Annotated in this window: 16 protein-coding genes, 1 tRNA gene and 1 pseudogene; 8 read left to right on the top strand and 10 right to left on the bottom strand. The window is 47.2% G+C overall.

Going from position 1 to position 14,414, the window contains the following annotated elements; translation table 11 throughout:
* Window positions 1-19 precede the first annotated feature (19 nt).
* The 7 genes and pseudogenes from ACYQ28_RS10645 to tnpA form a co-directional block, all read right to left on the bottom strand.
* A pseudogene (locus ACYQ28_RS10645) lies at window positions 20-601 on the bottom strand (IS4 family transposase); the annotation flags it as partial.
* On the bottom strand, window positions 600-680 hold the full coding sequence (locus tag ACYQ28_RS10640) for a hypothetical protein (RefSeq protein WP_460050204.1): 81 nt from the start codon (window positions 678-680) through the stop codon (window positions 600-602). The gene ACYQ28_RS10640 and the pseudogene ACYQ28_RS10645, both read right to left, overlap by 2 nt.
* A 94-nt stretch (window positions 681-774) precedes the next feature.
* Entirely contained in the window at window positions 775-1,161 is a 387-nt protein-coding gene (locus ACYQ28_RS10635; RefSeq protein ID WP_460050073.1) for an IS66 family transposase, read from the bottom strand.
* A 99-nt stretch (window positions 1,162-1,260) separates the two neighbouring features.
* Window positions 1,261-1,368 (bottom strand): hypothetical protein, encoded by a 108-nt coding sequence (locus ACYQ28_RS10630; protein ID WP_460050075.1) that lies wholly within the window; start codon window positions 1,366-1,368, stop codon window positions 1,261-1,263.
* On the bottom strand, window positions 1,341-1,943 hold the full coding sequence (locus ACYQ28_RS10625) for a transposase (protein ID WP_460050077.1): 603 nt from the start codon (window positions 1,941-1,943) through the stop codon (window positions 1,341-1,343). Before ACYQ28_RS10625 ends, ACYQ28_RS10630 begins: the two co-directional genes overlap by 28 nt.
* A gap of 19 nt (window positions 1,944-1,962) precedes the next feature.
* Window positions 1,963-2,286, bottom strand: a complete 324-nt coding sequence (gene tnpB, locus ACYQ28_RS10620) for an IS66 family insertion sequence element accessory protein TnpB (RefSeq protein ID WP_460164708.1) — start codon at window positions 2,284-2,286, stop codon at window positions 1,963-1,965.
* Between the two features lie 38 nt (window positions 2,287-2,324).
* Window positions 2,325-2,612: an IS66 family insertion sequence element accessory protein TnpA gene (gene tnpA, locus ACYQ28_RS10615; protein WP_460050079.1), complete on the bottom strand. Its 288-nt coding sequence runs from the start codon at window positions 2,610-2,612 to the stop codon at window positions 2,325-2,327.
* A 963-nt stretch (window positions 2,613-3,575) separates the two neighbouring features.
* Between tnpA and ACYQ28_RS10610 the strand changes: the two genes are divergently transcribed.
* From ACYQ28_RS10610 to ACYQ28_RS10575, 8 genes are all read left to right on the top strand, one after another.
* Window positions 3,576-4,859, top strand: coding sequence for a tyrosine-type recombinase/integrase (locus ACYQ28_RS10610; RefSeq protein ID WP_460050081.1), 1,284 nt, complete (start codon window positions 3,576-3,578; stop codon window positions 4,857-4,859).
* 636 nt (window positions 4,860-5,495) lie between these two features.
* Complete coding sequence (locus ACYQ28_RS10605; RefSeq protein WP_460050083.1) at window positions 5,496-6,935, top strand: DUF3987 domain-containing protein; 1,440 nt, start codon at window positions 5,496-5,498, stop codon at window positions 6,933-6,935.
* 418 nt (window positions 6,936-7,353) lie between these two features.
* Complete coding sequence (locus ACYQ28_RS10600; protein WP_460050085.1) at window positions 7,354-8,079, top strand: hypothetical protein; 726 nt, start codon at window positions 7,354-7,356, stop codon at window positions 8,077-8,079.
* Window positions 8,080-8,113: 34 nt separating this feature from the next.
* On the top strand, window positions 8,114-8,584 hold the full coding sequence (locus tag ACYQ28_RS10595; RefSeq protein ID WP_460050087.1) for a DUF5681 domain-containing protein: 471 nt from the start codon (window positions 8,114-8,116) through the stop codon (window positions 8,582-8,584).
* Complete coding sequence (locus tag ACYQ28_RS10590) at window positions 8,581-8,772, top strand: hypothetical protein (RefSeq protein WP_460050089.1); 192 nt, start codon at window positions 8,581-8,583, stop codon at window positions 8,770-8,772. The genes ACYQ28_RS10595 and ACYQ28_RS10590 overlap by 4 nt, the downstream gene beginning before the upstream one ends.
* 243 nt (window positions 8,773-9,015) lie before the next feature.
* Window positions 9,016-9,498 (top strand): hypothetical protein, encoded by a 483-nt coding sequence (locus ACYQ28_RS10585; RefSeq protein WP_460050091.1) that lies wholly within the window; start codon window positions 9,016-9,018, stop codon window positions 9,496-9,498.
* A 34-nt stretch (window positions 9,499-9,532) separates the two neighbouring features.
* Entirely contained in the window at window positions 9,533-9,682 is a 150-nt protein-coding gene (locus tag ACYQ28_RS10580; protein WP_460050093.1) for a hypothetical protein, read from the top strand.
* Between the two features lie 444 nt (window positions 9,683-10,126).
* Window positions 10,127-10,789, top strand: coding sequence for a hypothetical protein (locus ACYQ28_RS10575; RefSeq protein WP_460050095.1), 663 nt, complete (start codon window positions 10,127-10,129; stop codon window positions 10,787-10,789).
* 20 nt (window positions 10,790-10,809) lie between these two features.
* Here ACYQ28_RS10575 and ACYQ28_RS10570 read toward each other — a convergent pair whose 3' ends face one another.
* The 3 genes from ACYQ28_RS10570 to rpoD form a co-directional block, all read right to left on the bottom strand.
* Window positions 10,810-11,910 carry a DNA-methyltransferase gene (locus tag ACYQ28_RS10570; protein WP_460050097.1) on the bottom strand — a complete coding sequence of 367 codons (1,101 nt, stop codon included), beginning with the start codon at window positions 11,908-11,910 and terminating at the stop codon, window positions 10,810-10,812.
* A gap of 117 nt (window positions 11,911-12,027) precedes the next feature.
* Window positions 12,028-12,104 (bottom strand) — tRNA-Ile (locus ACYQ28_RS10565).
* A 303-nt stretch (window positions 12,105-12,407) separates the two neighbouring features.
* Window positions 12,408-14,282 carry an RNA polymerase sigma factor RpoD gene (gene rpoD / locus ACYQ28_RS10560; RefSeq protein ID WP_460050098.1) on the bottom strand — a complete coding sequence of 625 codons (1,875 nt, stop codon included), beginning with the start codon at window positions 14,280-14,282 and terminating at the stop codon, window positions 12,408-12,410.
* Between the last annotated feature and the right edge of the window lie 132 nt (window positions 14,283-14,414).

The following is a 14,414-nucleotide window of genomic DNA, read 5'->3' as shown; positions in this document are numbered from 1 at the left end:
GCTGTCCCACAGTTTGTAGTCATAAAACCATCCTCATTTGAGGATGGTTTTTTTGCTTGTCTGGCAGCGGAGGGTTTAGTAGTTGTGCCAACGGTTTTCTTTCAAATAAACTCACCTGCAATACCCTCATAATCCTCTGAACCGTCCAACCTGCTTTGGCACAAAATCGCGTAAAGGACACCAGCAAATAGGCGATCATTGCGATCCATAGCTGCGTCAATATTGCATTCTTCGATCGACCAACAAAATGCTTAATTTTCAGGTTTTGTTTTATTGTTTTGAAAAAGATTTCTACTCGCCAACGATCCTTATAAATGGCCGCCATTGTCGCAGCTGAAAGAACAATATTGTTCGTCAGAAATTGATAAAAACGCCCACTTTCGGGATCTCTATAACCCACTCGACGGAGCCTAGGCGCACCGCGTTTTTTCGCATGCGCACTGGTGAGTTCAATTAATTGATCACTGGTAACCCCTTTGTTTGGCAGCACAACCTCGCGCCGCTCTATCACTCGATATACCGTCTTCGCTCGCAGACGCGTTACAAACGAAACCCCTTGGTTCGTAAGACTTCCGAGTAAACGCCAATCCAACCACGCCCTAGATTAATTGCACTTTCCAAGATAACAATTTCTCAATATCTTCAACGCTTTGTGCATTAGGCAACTCTTTAAATATCAACGTTAAATAATCGTAAATATTTAAATGATTGGTATCGCCTCTTGCTGGCGGATGCGATAACGCTCATCGGGTGGTTGGTCTTTGATTCGCTTTTCTATGGCATACAGCTTTGAATAAAGCTAATCGCTTGATCGGCTTTTCCGGTTTTTTTCTGTAGCTTCTGTGCCTCAACAAATTTTCGTCGTGCATGGGCCATACAACCCAAGCGTTTTATTGAGTAGGTATCACAGGCTTTTTGATAGGCTTCGTAGCCATCAACCATCAGTGTTTTGCTGGTGCTGTTGAGTAATTCTAACGGCACAGTTTGTGATCGGTTGTCTCGATAATGATAAACACACGCAGGTCGTGAGCCAAAGGTGGCCATTAACCATAAATAACTTTTGCTTTGCGCCGGTTTACCAGGCTCGTCGAGGACTTGCAGTATAGTTTGTTCACCCCGTCCCTGGGGTTCACCGCTGCACGGACAACTGAAGTTGTCCAAATTGGCTCTCGGCCAATTTGTCATCCATATAAATAAGTGATTGCTGCTGGATATGCTCTGTGAGTAAGTTAATTAGTGGCTGTACTAACTCGCCACACTTTACCATGACCGCCATGGATGGCGGAAATGCAGGTTTTGCAGGGGTAATAAACCTGTCCAATTGGCGAGATTAGTTCGATCTAGCGCGACGCCAATACGCTTAAACATGTCGCTTTGGCGATACAACGGTAAGGCATCAGCGTATTATTTTGTGTAGCAACAAACGCTAACAAACCGGGGCTGGCGATGCTTTTTTCGATGGGCTGTTTGGGCTTGGTTGCAGTTACCATGTGTTGATTGCAACAAGGACAAGCGTACTTTAATCGAACATGACGGATGACTTTGATCTGAGCTGGAACAACATCCAATTGTTCGTGATCGTCGCTGCCGATGACTTTGAGTTCTGTACCGTCTTTAGGGCAGACTTTCTCCGTCTCAGAAATATCGTGAACAATCTCTTCGCGTGGATAGTGTTCGGGAATGCTAACGCGAGGGCGCGTCTTGCGTTCGTGGCTTTTTACGGTAGTAGTTTTAGAGTTTTCGGATTCTTCTTCGCTAACTAATTCTTCCGCTTCATTAAATAAACCCAATTGGTCAGATGATATTTTTTCAGAAGAAGGTTTGAATTGTCGGCTGAGAAGTAACTGAATTTTTTCTTTTAGACTAGCGACAACAGCTTTTTCCTGCACTAATTGCTCACGTAAAAAATTGATTTCTTTTTGTAAATCCGCCGTATTTTCCATGGCGATATTGTACTAAAAATCACACCACATCTCGATAAAAAATCGGTGTATGCGGATGTATTTTTGTCAGGTCAAACCCACGTAACAACCAACACCACTGCTCATGGGTGAGAGAAATAATGTCCGAATTTTGTTGTTTCGGCCATTTAAACCGATCCTGCTCTAACCGCTTCTGCCACAGCGCAAAACCGGTGACATCCCAATACAACACCTTAATCTGACGACGAGTTTTATTGCAGAACACAAACAGACTCGGTTCGGTGATTGTTAACTGCAAAGCCTCAACGACAATCACCGACAAACCATTAATGGATTTACGGAAATCCACTGGCGCTCTGTGCAGGTAAATGGGAATATCATTACGTCACTCGATCATGCCAACTACCGAATCAATTGTGCCAAATAATCGGGCGTGATTGAGGGTGCCAATTTTATTATGACCGAACCTACAGAGAGTTCTATTGGGACATCCACTGTCGCAGACGGAGCAACGACTACGGGTGAAAATACCGGTTGGTCGTTAACTTTCTCAAGCTTTAATTTACTGCGTTTAAGACTGAAATATTTGGGATTCAGATTATGTGATTTACAGAATGCGGTTTGTGTGAGCTGGCTGTTTTCAAATTCCTCAATGAGCGATTGCCATTGCTGACGAGAGTGTTGGGCCATGGGTAACCTCCAAGATTAATTGGTTTGAGAGGTTAGCTTCTTTATTGCGGGCTGTGTAGAGTGTGGTTGGTTTGGCGCTTACGTTATAGCATTTGTGATGTGGATTGAGGTTATGGTTATAAAAAGGCTTTAATGACGGGGAGCCTGCCTTATATTTACGCTTCGTTCAGAGTTGTATATATGGATGCCAATATTACCTTCAGGTAATGAGCGGTTATTCCCAGGACGCGACGTGTTCCATCTGGGCTTTAAGTGACAATCATGGTTGAATGATACACTGCATGGGTAGGGCTCTAACTGAGCTGGTTAAATGATGCGATGAATTTTTATTTGGAGGCTAGCGCTATAATTGCTGGGGAAAAATTAACTAAGAGGGTTGCTTGAATGGGTTGCCAGCCATTGATTGCAGGAGTACAAAATTCAATATAAACCTAGTGATGATGCGAAATACCTTTGGGGACAATTAAATAATTGTTCTGGTAAGGAGCCAGAGGTTGTTTTTGCTAATTGTGTTGGTTTTGATTCTTATGGGAAAAACCGAAAAGTGTGTATGTAAGGTATGCCGGACAATTTAACTGAACTAGTTTACCATAAAGTGTCCGAAACGGACAAACTATGCTGGAAAGAACAGTGGGCCTGCTCGGACTTGAACCGAGGACCTAACGATTATGAGTTTCTCGTTCCGGCATTCTACCACGTTCTACCTGCTTCTATGTAAGCATACGAACCCTTATAAATCAGCTATTTGCGACCATTTTTAATACTATGCGCTATTGCGTAGTTCAATGGAGCTTGCTTACACTACTGCTTACATGGCCTTTCAGGCGCATGAAATAGGAGCGGCCGGCGACTGCGCCAACAGTCCCGACCGCGTGACCGACGTTCCATAAGCAGGAGTAACGCCGATATGAATATTGTAACCACAAGCCTTGTCCGATGGCACAGCAATCGGGAGGGGCAGCAATGAAGCTCACCAATACCAAAGTCAAAAGCCTTCCCATTCCCACAGACAAAGATCAGGTCTTCCACTGGGACAGTGAGACTCGTGGCTTCGGGCTGCGCATTACATCGAAGGGAGTTAAAAGCTGGATTGTTCAGGGGCGCGTGAATGCCAAGACTCGGCGCTTCACCCTTGGGCCTTTTGAGCTGTTATCTGCCGACGATGCGCGTAAACGTGCGCAAGCCAAGCTCCTCGAAATGTATGACGGGAAAGACCCGCAGGTTGAGAAGAAAAAGCAGAAGGCTCAAAGCGAGACTCTACGCGAGGTGATGGAAGATTACATTCAGCACAAGCGCACCAAGAACGGCCCACTGCGCCCCAGTAGTAAGGACGATATTCGGCGATGCGTTGAAGGCACGTTTTCCGACTGGGCAGACAAACCTGTGGTCACAATCAGTCGCGATGCCTGTATCAAGAAATTCCGCGAGCTATCCAAGACCGCTCCTATCCAGACGAATCAGTCATTCCGCAACCTGCGGGCGCTGCTGAACTGGGCGCGTGAGAAGAACGCCACCGCTGATGGCACCTACCCAATTCTGCCCGTCAATCCAGTGTCGCAGATGTTTAAGAAAGGTGGGCTGGTGCAGTGGAATCCTGAGAAGGCACGCGCCAGCCGTATTCCCAAGGATAAAATCGGCGCGGTGTGGGCGATGCTTGAAGACCATGCCGACCCTGAGAATCATATAACCACAACTTGCATCAGTGCTGACCTGATCGCCTTTATGCTGCTGACAGGCTGTCGAGTTTCGGAAGCGTGCAAACTGACTTGGAAGCACGTCAAGCTCGATGACAAAGTGCCTACGTTCCACCTTGAGATAACAAAGAACCACAATCCTGTGACGCTACCCATCAGCACGGCGCTGCACGCTGTACTGACTCGCCGCCATGAAGGGCGCTTCAAAGGGAATGATTATGTGTTTCCCGCTATGCGTGGCAAGAAAGGTTATCTGAGTGACCCGCGAGCATTATTCAAAACTGTATCCGATGTGGCGGGCGTACATCTTCACCCTCACGCCCTGCGCAGAACCTTCGAGGATGTTGCGCAGCTTGTTGGCGTTGATTCGGATAAGCGCAGGCAGTTACTCAATCACCTTGCCAATGATGTGCATGGGCAGAACTACGCCAACAACCCCGACCCAGCAGTGCTAATGCCCGCCATGCAAAAAATCGGTGACTGGATAACGAAGCATGGAGGCATAGCGCGTGATGCTGCGAAGGGCGATAACGTGGTTGCACTTCAGGTGTAGATTGAAAACATCACATGTAGTGTTCTCGCTACATGTGAATTCTATGTTGTTGATTTTATTGCGTAATCTTAAAGAAAGTGCTTGCAAGCCTGTAGAAGAACCGCTAGCTTAAAAGCACTTAATCTTCGCTACAGTAATAGCACATGGGTGCGGCGAATAACTGATTGTCCTGAGAGGGAGAATCGTTAGCCGCGCCCATTTTCATTTTATGGGTCTGCGGCAAATTTGCAGGACAGACTCATGGCCAGAATAGATACCAAACAAGCAGCTAAATTCCTTTTCGGCGACGACGGAAAACCCGGGACGTTAGAGCAATGGCGTTACCGGAAAGTTGGCCCCCGCTATATCAAGCTGGGCAAGCTAGTCAGATACGAAGAATCTGACTTACAAGAATGGCTTGATCAGCAAACCCGCACTGGCACTAGCCATCAAAACCTACAGACGTACTGAACCAATAATGTCTACGACTATGTTCAGTCCGTTCTTTTCCGAAGCGTGCCAACCCTTTGCCGTCATTCCTGGCGCGTCGAGTAACTGCACCTGTAAGCCACAAATGAAAAAGGGCTACTGGAAAGCATTGCTCGCACAATGCTGTGGCGTGTTCCAGCAGCCCTTTACTCGACAGGAGTGATAAGTATGACGAGTGATAAAACTATAGGGCAGCTACCAGACTCAATGCTAGATAATAGCGCCGCGCACAACGGCACACAGGCCAAGATCGAGTGCAGCCCGACTCTTACTGAGGGTGAGCTGCCAATGCGCTGGCCTGTGGGCGATGCTGGGGCAATAGCGCAAGCCATTTACAAGGCCAGCTATTTACCACAGCAAGAGGTGGCGATTGTTGCGACTCTAGCGCTGCTGTCTGGTATTGCTGGGCGAGCGTATCGAACACCATCTGGCGCAACGCTCAGTCAATATTATTTGCTGGTTGCACAAACTGGATCAGGCAAGGACGCCATTCATAAATTAATTCCCCAAGTGTTAAGAGAGGTTGGCATTCCTCAAGCCAATCGCTTTGCCGTTGCAGAGCGCTTTGTAAGCGCACCGGCACTTCATAAAAGAATTTTAGACTGTCCCGGTTTTTTGGCTTTGCATCCCGAGTTTGGAAAACGACTCTCGATAATTGCATCTCCACGCTCCCAAGGCAGTCATGACCAGCAATTTGGTGACAAGCTAACCGAGGCATTCGAGAAGGAATACATGGAAGGTATTACTAGGGCGAAAGCCGAAGACTGTGTTGCTGGGGTCGAGTGGCCTGCGCTGTCTTTTTTGGGAGAAACAACACCGCAGACATTTTATCGAGCGCTGACCATTGAAATGATGGAAGACGGATTTTATTCGCGGTTTTTAACTGTTCAAGTCACATCAGAGCGCCCAATTTCAAATCGTAATGCTCGTCTTGATCTGTGGGGCGATGCTTGGGACGCACTGCATCCTCTCATTGCTAAATCAATTGACATCAACGACACGCACCCGCTAAGACCAATCAAGGTTGGCTATGTCGATTTTGTGCCTGAAAATATGATGGATGAATTTGAAGAAGAATGCAGGCAGAGAATTAACTACTCAAACAGCCGTGATGACGTTTTTGGCGCTGCTGTATGGAACAGGGCGCATCTAAAAGCGTTAAAAATATCTTCACTTCTTGCAGTTGCAGAAAACTGTGATGAGCCAGCTATTAGTCGGCAACATGCGGCATGGGCGATTGATCTAGTTCGTCGGGACGCTCAGACGTTTATGGAAAAAGTCGAGTCTGGAGATGTTGGCGACGGTGACGATGTTAGGCAGAAAAAAGTAATGGAAATTTGCCTCAAGGTTATACAGGGGAAAATCAGAGACAAAAACCCAAAGCTATTTGCTGATCGAGTAATAACGCGCCGTGTCTTGCAGAGCAATACGTCACGACTTGCCCCATTCAAAAACCACCCATTGAAAGCATCCAAAGCGCTTGAGGAAACAATAAAGGCGCTGATTAATTCTGGCGCGTTGATGGCCGTAGACAAGCATAAGGCAGTCGAAGCATGGGGAGAGCATGGCTTGTGTTATCGCGTTCTGGATATTGATGACCACAGTTAGCGGTAGCAGGTTGCACTACCGCTGTAGTAAACGAATCGCGGCAAACCCCTTGAAAACATTGGGGCGTAGTAACTGTAGTAGGGGTAGTAGGTAGTGCGTTTCCCATAATCCTAAACGCCAAATATTAGATATTGGGATATACGGTGTACTACACATACTACAGTTACTACCTTTTAACTTAATCCCCTGTTTTTATTCCGTTTTCTCTGTAGTAGGTCATCGGCTTTGTATGTACTGCCGCTGCTACCGTCGCAATGTGGTCAGCTTCGTGTGCAGAACCAATAACCCGTAGTTGTATGGGCGGATTTTGTTTTTCACTGATACATGATTGTTTTTAAAAAATAATTTTGTAGGTGTTTTTTGTTTCGTCGTAGCTTAGTAAGCGTTAAGTAACAACTCGCACCCAAAGGAGCACAAAATGCCTACGACAAAGATTAAACGCGCAGTAAGTCCGACACTCCATCCCGCCAATATTACTGGCATCCCAGGCTATGAAGAACACAAGGGATATGTCTCCACCTCAGTGACCGCGATGGATTCTGCCTATCAAGCTATTGAACACGTTATTGAAGCGCGGAATAAATTGTCACGCGACGAAAGCCGCACACCGAAAGCGCAAGTGTTGATGGCGGCACAAATGGCTGACAAGTATTTAGAGAAGCTTCAAAAAGAATTTGCATCATGCTGGGATAAGTTGACCGCTGGAATAAATCACACTGAAAACGAATTGACCAAGCCGCTAGAAGACTACGCCGGAAGCGGAAGCATCAACTCTGAAATACGCGCCCATTTCAAAAACATGAAACCGGGTGAGCGTGTGCAGTTTCTTTTTGAGGCAATGGAGCGCGGAGACGAGCGCACTTTGAAAAGTGTTCTTGGTGCGCCGAGCTACCTCAGCGGAATGAGCGAGGCAGAGGCGAAGCACCTGACTCGTAATTACCACACTAAGAATAATCCGCAGTTAGCCCAGCGATTGGAAGTTATGAAAAAGACCCGCGAAAAACTGGAGCAAGCCAAGCCGATTATTTTGGCGGAGATGGAAAAGGCAGTTGGTGCAACTCGCTTCGAGCTGGAGAAATTAAAAGCGGCCAGCAGTGAAGCAGAAGCAGCGCTCATTCTGAAAGAGTTCACCTGTGCCGAATAATGATCGCGTCCTGATGTAATCAAAGGTTTCAATTATGACTACAGCAAACACAGAACCGGATTGGAAACAGAACTGGAAGCCTGATCCAGATGCACCTACTACCGGCAATCCCGGCTGGCGCAAAGGCATGAAAAGTCCAAACCCTTCTGGTCGTCCAAAAGGTATTGTTGATAAGCGCCAAAAGGTGACGCAGGCGATGCTTAACGACGCTCACGAAATTGCAAGTGTGGTTGTGGCCAAAGCCAAGGAAGGCGACTTGCACGCTGCATCACTGATCTTGTCGCGTGTGCTGCCAACGCTGTCAGCGCAATCTGAAAAGGTGCAATTCGACCTCGACACATCAGCACCGCTTGCCACACAGGTTGAGCAAGTGCTGTCGGCAATGGCTGACGGTGAGCTGTCCACGGAAAATGCCGAGCGCATTATCAAGGCGATTGGGGCGTTAGGTGCAGTCCGTCAAATGGATGAACTGGAGCAGCGCCTTGCTGCATTGGAGGGGCGATGAACATTACACCCAAACCCATCCCAGCGCAAAAGCTGCCGCCTCCGTCTGGCACTGACCCTGTGTATCTGCAATCGCTGATTGATAAGGCGGTTGAGCAGTTGCTTCTTGCTCAGGGCGTCGATGGCGAGTTGCCGTACTGGGATTATATCGACAAGTGCAAATTCCGTTTGGCGGCGGTGCTTGCATGAGTACGACATTCGAGTCTGAGTACGTGTGGGACGGGTACGATGAATTTGAGTCTATCAAGCCCGCTCCACATTACCGGATGACAAAGTCGTTCAGTAAAGCGTGGTCGGCGATTCAAAGCACAAACGGACTGACCACAGTAATAAGACTCGAAAGCGGAGAGCTGCATACCGTTGAAGGTCGAGCAGAAATAATCGGGGTTTATGACCCGTCAATTTCAATGAAACAATTTCGGAGTGATACAGATGAAACTTGATAAAGAAATGGCTGGGCAATTGTACATCCCTACCGCAGGCATGGAGTCATTCGACGTTGTGAATCACCGAGAGGTGTTGCTCACGACTGGCTTGTATGAAGTGTTAAGAAAAACCCTATTTTTTCGCGATAAAGGACAGCTTCACTGGTCTGATGATCCGTCAGAGTTGACTGAGCTTGTATATCTCGTTCAGCGTGAAGATGGTGTGGTCAAAGTAGTCAGAGCGGGGCTGATGGGCGTTAATGCTTACGAGATACTGAAAGAGCATCTTGACCCTGAAATTCAAGCAGAAGTGATCGAGTGCAGAATCAGTTATGCACTGTGGGTTAAGTGCCGCGATTCTGAAACTGGAGTGCTCGCCTTTTACGCCTTTCATCATCCCGATTGGGAAGTGCGCAAAGGCTTAGCCATCGGACTATTGGAGCGTGAAAATGCGCACACGAATACCTGCCAGCACACTGAAACGACTTGAGGCGCTGGAGCAGAAGCAGGGCAAGAATCGACCTGTGATGATGCTCCCTCGCTTGGTGTATGACGTGGATGAGTGGGAGGCGATAGCTGCACCCATGCAATTCCGCTTGAAGGAGAATGTCGTTGAGGATACGGCTGTCGATTACAGCGATCTTCCGAAATTAGAATTGGTGTCGAGCCGATAACCCGCCTAGGGTCGTGCCATAGGAGTGAGTCGCACGTTAATCCAACCTCTCCAGTCAGGGCGGCTTGACCCTTGGTATCACTCAGCCGTGACCTGTCCCTAAACGCCTAGCTCACGCTGGGCGTTTTTGTTTTGGCTGTGCGGCGATAGCGGGCGGCACAGGCGACGATCGGCACGTGACCACCACTAGGGCAAGGGTGAGCGCTGTATAGCCGAAATAGGGAAAGTCCAAACCAATAAGTATGAATCAGTGGTTCTAGCGGGATAGGCGGTTGTTTTTATTTGGATTACTTGCTCCGAAAGGTATCGGCGCAAGCAATATGTAAGCGGTTAAGTGTCTATCCCATGATTGGCATTTTCGTTCGCGTGAGAGTATTAATACTCTCGTACCTTTCCTATGTTTTTCGTATGACATATCATGACCCTCATAAATAAGGGGTCATCTATGCAGCTACAAATTATTGATTTTCTTGGGGCAAGTGAAGCAATAGCCAGCACTTATGCACAGCAGTGGGTTGAGTTGGAGAATGTACTTTCAAATATGCCCTTGCATTTAAAGGCATCTGATCAAAGAGGTAAGCAAGGCGCGCCTATTTTTGACCCCGTTGGTACGAATGAATATATCGCGTCTGCTTTGCCCCCATTGGGGTGGATGAAAAACATTCCCATTCCTGAGGATTTCAAATTTCTAGGCACGGACATAGATTTTGGCAAAGGCGGGGTTGTTACTGAAATTCAGTTTTCTAATTATCCCTTTCTGCTAAATAACACTGTCCGCTCTCAGTTATTTTTTAATGCAGGGACTGTATTCCACCAAAATTCAACTGGATTGTTAGTAATTGTCACAAAGGGAGGGATGTTTCCTTCCTCAAATAGTACCTTGTACTTTGAGCAAGCGGTAAATCAACTTACGGCGCTTGCAAATAACAAGGTATTTACGGTTCCTATCAGGCTTGTAGGTTTACTCGAAAATATGGGTAGACACTCTGTGGTATGGACGGAGTATTCAGCAGCCAGATATTCACGTACTGTTGCTGATCGTTCAAATCGCCATGTCACCATTACCCCCGGACGAGCTGGGAAGTGTAATATTTCCTTAGATCCATGAATCTCCAGAGGTGCAGGTGCTTATTCATCAAACAGAGGCAAGGGCTTGGGCGGAACAAGCTCTTTAAGTGGCTTTGTTGATTTGCCATTCAGGTCTTTTGCTTCGGGTATTTCTCTACCTGCTATCTTCGCTTCAAACGCATCTGCTTCATATTGGAGCCTCTCTTCTAGCTGTTGAGCGTGATATTCTTCCGGGTATATCTTCGCTTTGCTACCATCTGAGGCAACTTTGCCAATTTGAACATCAAAACGGAACTTCTCAATAGGCTCACCTGTGCGTTCAACGTAAGCGCGAAGAGTTTTTAAATTGGGGAAGTAACCGTTACCGTCTGGCAGTCCGCTCAAGCGTCGCATTGCAACGGAGTGATAATTCTCGTCAAGCTCTGCGCCTAAGAATTGTCTTCCGTGGTCCTTGGCCACAACTGCGGTGGTTCCTGTGCCCATATACGGATCTAGAACTACACCGCCTTTTGGAGTGGTTGCAAGAACTATTCTGGCGATGAGTCCTTCTGGGAATTGAGCAGGATGAATGGTTTGCTCTTCATGGTTATGTTTGACGTTTTGGAAAACCCAAACATCACCAGGGTTTTTGCCTTCAGGGTTGCAAGAAAGCTCACCCTTCTTTTCGCCTCGGTGGGATTTTTTGTTTTGCCATTTCTGAGGAACGCGAATTGCATCGAGATCGAAGTAAAACTCTGCTCCTTTTGAGAACCATAGAATTGTTTCATGGCGCCCGGAGAACTTGTTTTTTGCATGCAGCCCATGTTGTCGCACCCAGACAATGCGATTCCGAGGAAGCATTCCTAGGTCTTCTAAAATGGGGAAAAATTTTATGTCCAAAGGGACCAGGGTGCTTTTGTGAGAGAAAGAGCCCACTTGCCAGAATATTGAGCCGGATGGCTTTAGCACACGATGACACTCTTTGAGGACCTCTCGTTGGTCGTCAAGGTAGTGTTCGAGTTCGCGCTTTGCCTCGTAAGCCTTCCCGATATTGTATGGTGGAGAGGAAACCACGAGATCGACGGACTCGTCATCAAGAGAGCGGAGTAACTCGAGACAGTCTCCATTGAAAATAGTATCAAGTTTGGTGATAGGCTTCTTTGGGTGCTTCTTATTACTCATCAATATCTATACCGTGTAGCTGTTGGATGTGAGTGCTACTTTCACGCTAACAAAAATTCTACGATATTATTTTGTGTTTCAAAAACGAAAGCCCCGACGTGCGGGGCTTTGAAAATTTGGTGGGCCCAGCTGGACTTGAACCAGCGACCTGCCGATTATGAGTCGGATGCTCTAACCAACTGAGCTATAGGCCCGTATTTCTTTTTACTGCTTACTTATCTATTACTTTCGTTTTTCAGCTAAGTTGCTTACTTGCGGTAAGCGGTTGTTACTAAACCGTTTTTACTACTTCCTGCCCCGTTAGCCCATTCTATTATGAGTCGTGTGCTCTAACCAGCTGAGCTACAGGCCCATTTAAACCTTCTTGGTTTTTGCGAGTTGTTGGTTAGGCCAACAATGCAAAAAATTTTGAAGTGACAGCCGAGGCTGTTTTGAAATGCGGGCGCCATTATAGGGCGCCCAAAGCTTGGTTTCCAGCTTTTTTAATACGATGTTGTTTATTCGTCCAAAAAGCTGCGAAGGTGGTCTGAACGTGATGGATGACGTAGCTTGCGCAGGGCTTTTGCTTCGATTTGTCGAATACGCTCACGGGTTACGTCAAACTGTTTGCCCACTTCTTCTAGGGTGTGGTCGGTGTTCATGTCGATACCAAAACGCATGCGCAGTACTTTGGCTTCGCGGGCGGTTAGGCCTGCAAGTACTTCGCGGGTGGCTTCGGTTAGGCCTTGGCCGGTGGCGGTATCAACCGGTGAATGCACTGTGGTGTCTTCAATAAAGTCGCCCAAGTGCGAATCTTCGTCATCACCAATGGGCGTCTCCATGGAGATTGGCTCTTTGGCAATTTTTAGCACTTTGCGAATTTTATCTTCAGGCATGTCCATACGTTCGCCAAGTTCTTCTGGCGTTGGTTCTCGACCCATTTCTTGCAGCATTTGCCGTGAAATACGGTTTAGCTTGTTAATGGTTTCGATCATGTGCACCGGAATACGAATGGTACGTGCTTGGTCGGCAATGGAGCGCGTTATTGCCTGACGAATCCACCATGTGGCGTAGGTTGAGAACTTGTAACCACGACGGTATTCGAACTTATCCACCGCTTTCATCAAGCCGATGTTGCCTTCTTGAATAAGATCTAAGAATTGCAAACCACGGTTGGTGTATTTTTTCGCGATAGAAATTACCAAACGCAAGTTGGCTTCAACCATTTCTTTTTTGGCGCGACGTGCACGTGCTTCGCCAATCGACATGCGACGGTTGATTTCTTTAATGGCACTTAGGTCGAGGCCGGTTTCTTCTTCTATTTGTAGCAATTTGCGCTGGGCGCGCATGATATCGACTTGCACAGCGCGTAGGTTTTCTGAGTAGGCGCGACCTTTACCAATAATGCTTGGTATCCAGGTTTCGTCTTGCTCGTTGCCTGGGAATTCTTTGATGAAGTCTTTACGTGGCATTTTGGCCTTGCGCACACACAACGTCATGATGTTGCGTTCTTCTTGGCGAACACGCTCTAGAACACTGCGAACATAGTTATATTGTGGCTCGAACTGACGAGGCGCAAGTTTGAAGAATTTGAAGATTTCACCCAATGCTTCGAGTTCGGCTTCAACTTCTTTGCTTTCACGGCCATGAGCTGCCAAAGCAGCGTCAGCTTTAATCAATTGCTCGCGCAGTAACGAGAAGCGTTGTTTAGCTTCTTCGGGATCTACGCCGCCTTGGGTTTCGTCGTCGTCATCCGTTGAAGGAGATTCTTCTTCATCATCGTCGCTGTCTACGTCCGCCGTTGTTGTTGTGGTTTCGGCTTCTTCGTCGTCATCGACGTTACTCGGAACGATTTCAGCGGCAGGAACGTCTTCGGCGGGATCTAACCAGCCAGAGACAACATCGACCAAACGACGCTCTTCTTTTTCTACTAGATCGTATTCTTCAACGACTTTTTGTACTGCACCGGGCCAAAACGCCAAGGCATGCATTAACTCACGCACACCTTCTTCAATACGTTTGGCGATAGCGATTTCGCCTTCACGAGTGAGCAGCTCTACGGTGCCCATTTCGCGCATGTACATACGTACTGGGTCGGTGGTGCGACCAGCTTCAGTTTCTACGGCCGCAAGTGCAGCGGCAGCTTCAGCAGCAGCGATTTCGTCGGTAGAGGAGTCGTTTTCAGACATGATCAACTGATCGGCATCGGGTGCTGTTTCAAACACCTGAATACCCATGTCGTTAATCATTTGGATAATTTCTTCGACCTGATCTGGATCGGAGATATCGTCTGGCAAGTGATCACTTACTTCTGCGTAGGTCAGGAAACCTTGCTCTCGTCCGCGCGTGATCAGTTCTTTAATTCGGGACTGTTGCTGGGCGTTATCGGTCATTATTAACCTTATTTAAAACCAGTAGAAACGAAGAGCGTTAAACGCTCAATTATAGCTTGAATATTGAGATTTAATCTAAGAAATCAACTGTTCAAGCCGCTTGCAGGTGTTTGCTTACATCAAAACAAAACG

It is taken from the genome of Sessilibacter sp. MAH1 (genome assembly GCF_054658315.1).
Note: the sequence above shows the minus strand (reverse complement) of the source record. Positions and strands in the feature narration are given on the sequence as shown.

What these genes read in the sequence shown, in the direction of transcription:
- ACYQ28_RS10585 (WP_460050091.1), top strand. Translation starts at nt 9,016, where the DNA reads ATGAAACTTGATAAAGAAATGGCTGGGCAATTGTACATCCCTACCGCA.
- ACYQ28_RS10605 (WP_460050083.1), top strand. Translation starts at nt 5,496, where the DNA reads ATGACGAGTGATAAAACTATAGGGCAGCTACCAGACTCAATGCTAGAT.
- ACYQ28_RS10595 (WP_460050087.1), top strand. Translation starts at nt 8,114, where the DNA reads ATGACTACAGCAAACACAGAACCGGATTGGAAACAGAACTGGAAGCCT.
- ACYQ28_RS10610 (WP_460050081.1), top strand. Translation starts at nt 3,576, where the DNA reads ATGAAGCTCACCAATACCAAAGTCAAAAGCCTTCCCATTCCCACAGAC.
- ACYQ28_RS10590 (WP_460050089.1), top strand. Translation starts at nt 8,581, where the DNA reads ATGAACATTACACCCAAACCCATCCCAGCGCAAAAGCTGCCGCCTCCG.
- ACYQ28_RS10600 (WP_460050085.1), top strand. Translation starts at nt 7,354, where the DNA reads ATGCCTACGACAAAGATTAAACGCGCAGTAAGTCCGACACTCCATCCC.
- rpoD (WP_460050098.1), bottom strand. Translation starts at nt 14,282, where the DNA reads ATGACCGATAACGCCCAGCAACAGTCCCGAATTAAAGAACTGATCACG.
- tnpA (WP_460050079.1), bottom strand. Translation starts at nt 2,612, where the DNA reads ATGGCCCAACACTCTCGTCAGCAATGGCAATCGCTCATTGAGGAATTT.
- ACYQ28_RS10630 (WP_460050075.1), bottom strand. Translation starts at nt 1,368, where the DNA reads ATGTTTAAGCGTATTGGCGTCGCGCTAGATCGAACTAATCTCGCCAAT.
- ACYQ28_RS10625 (WP_460050077.1), bottom strand. Translation starts at nt 1,943, where the DNA reads ATGGAAAATACGGCGGATTTACAAAAAGAAATCAATTTTTTACGTGAG.
- ACYQ28_RS10575 (WP_460050095.1), top strand. Translation starts at nt 10,127, where the DNA reads ATGCAGCTACAAATTATTGATTTTCTTGGGGCAAGTGAAGCAATAGCC.
- ACYQ28_RS10570 (WP_460050097.1), bottom strand. Translation starts at nt 11,910, where the DNA reads ATGAGTAATAAGAAGCACCCAAAGAAGCCTATCACCAAACTTGATACT.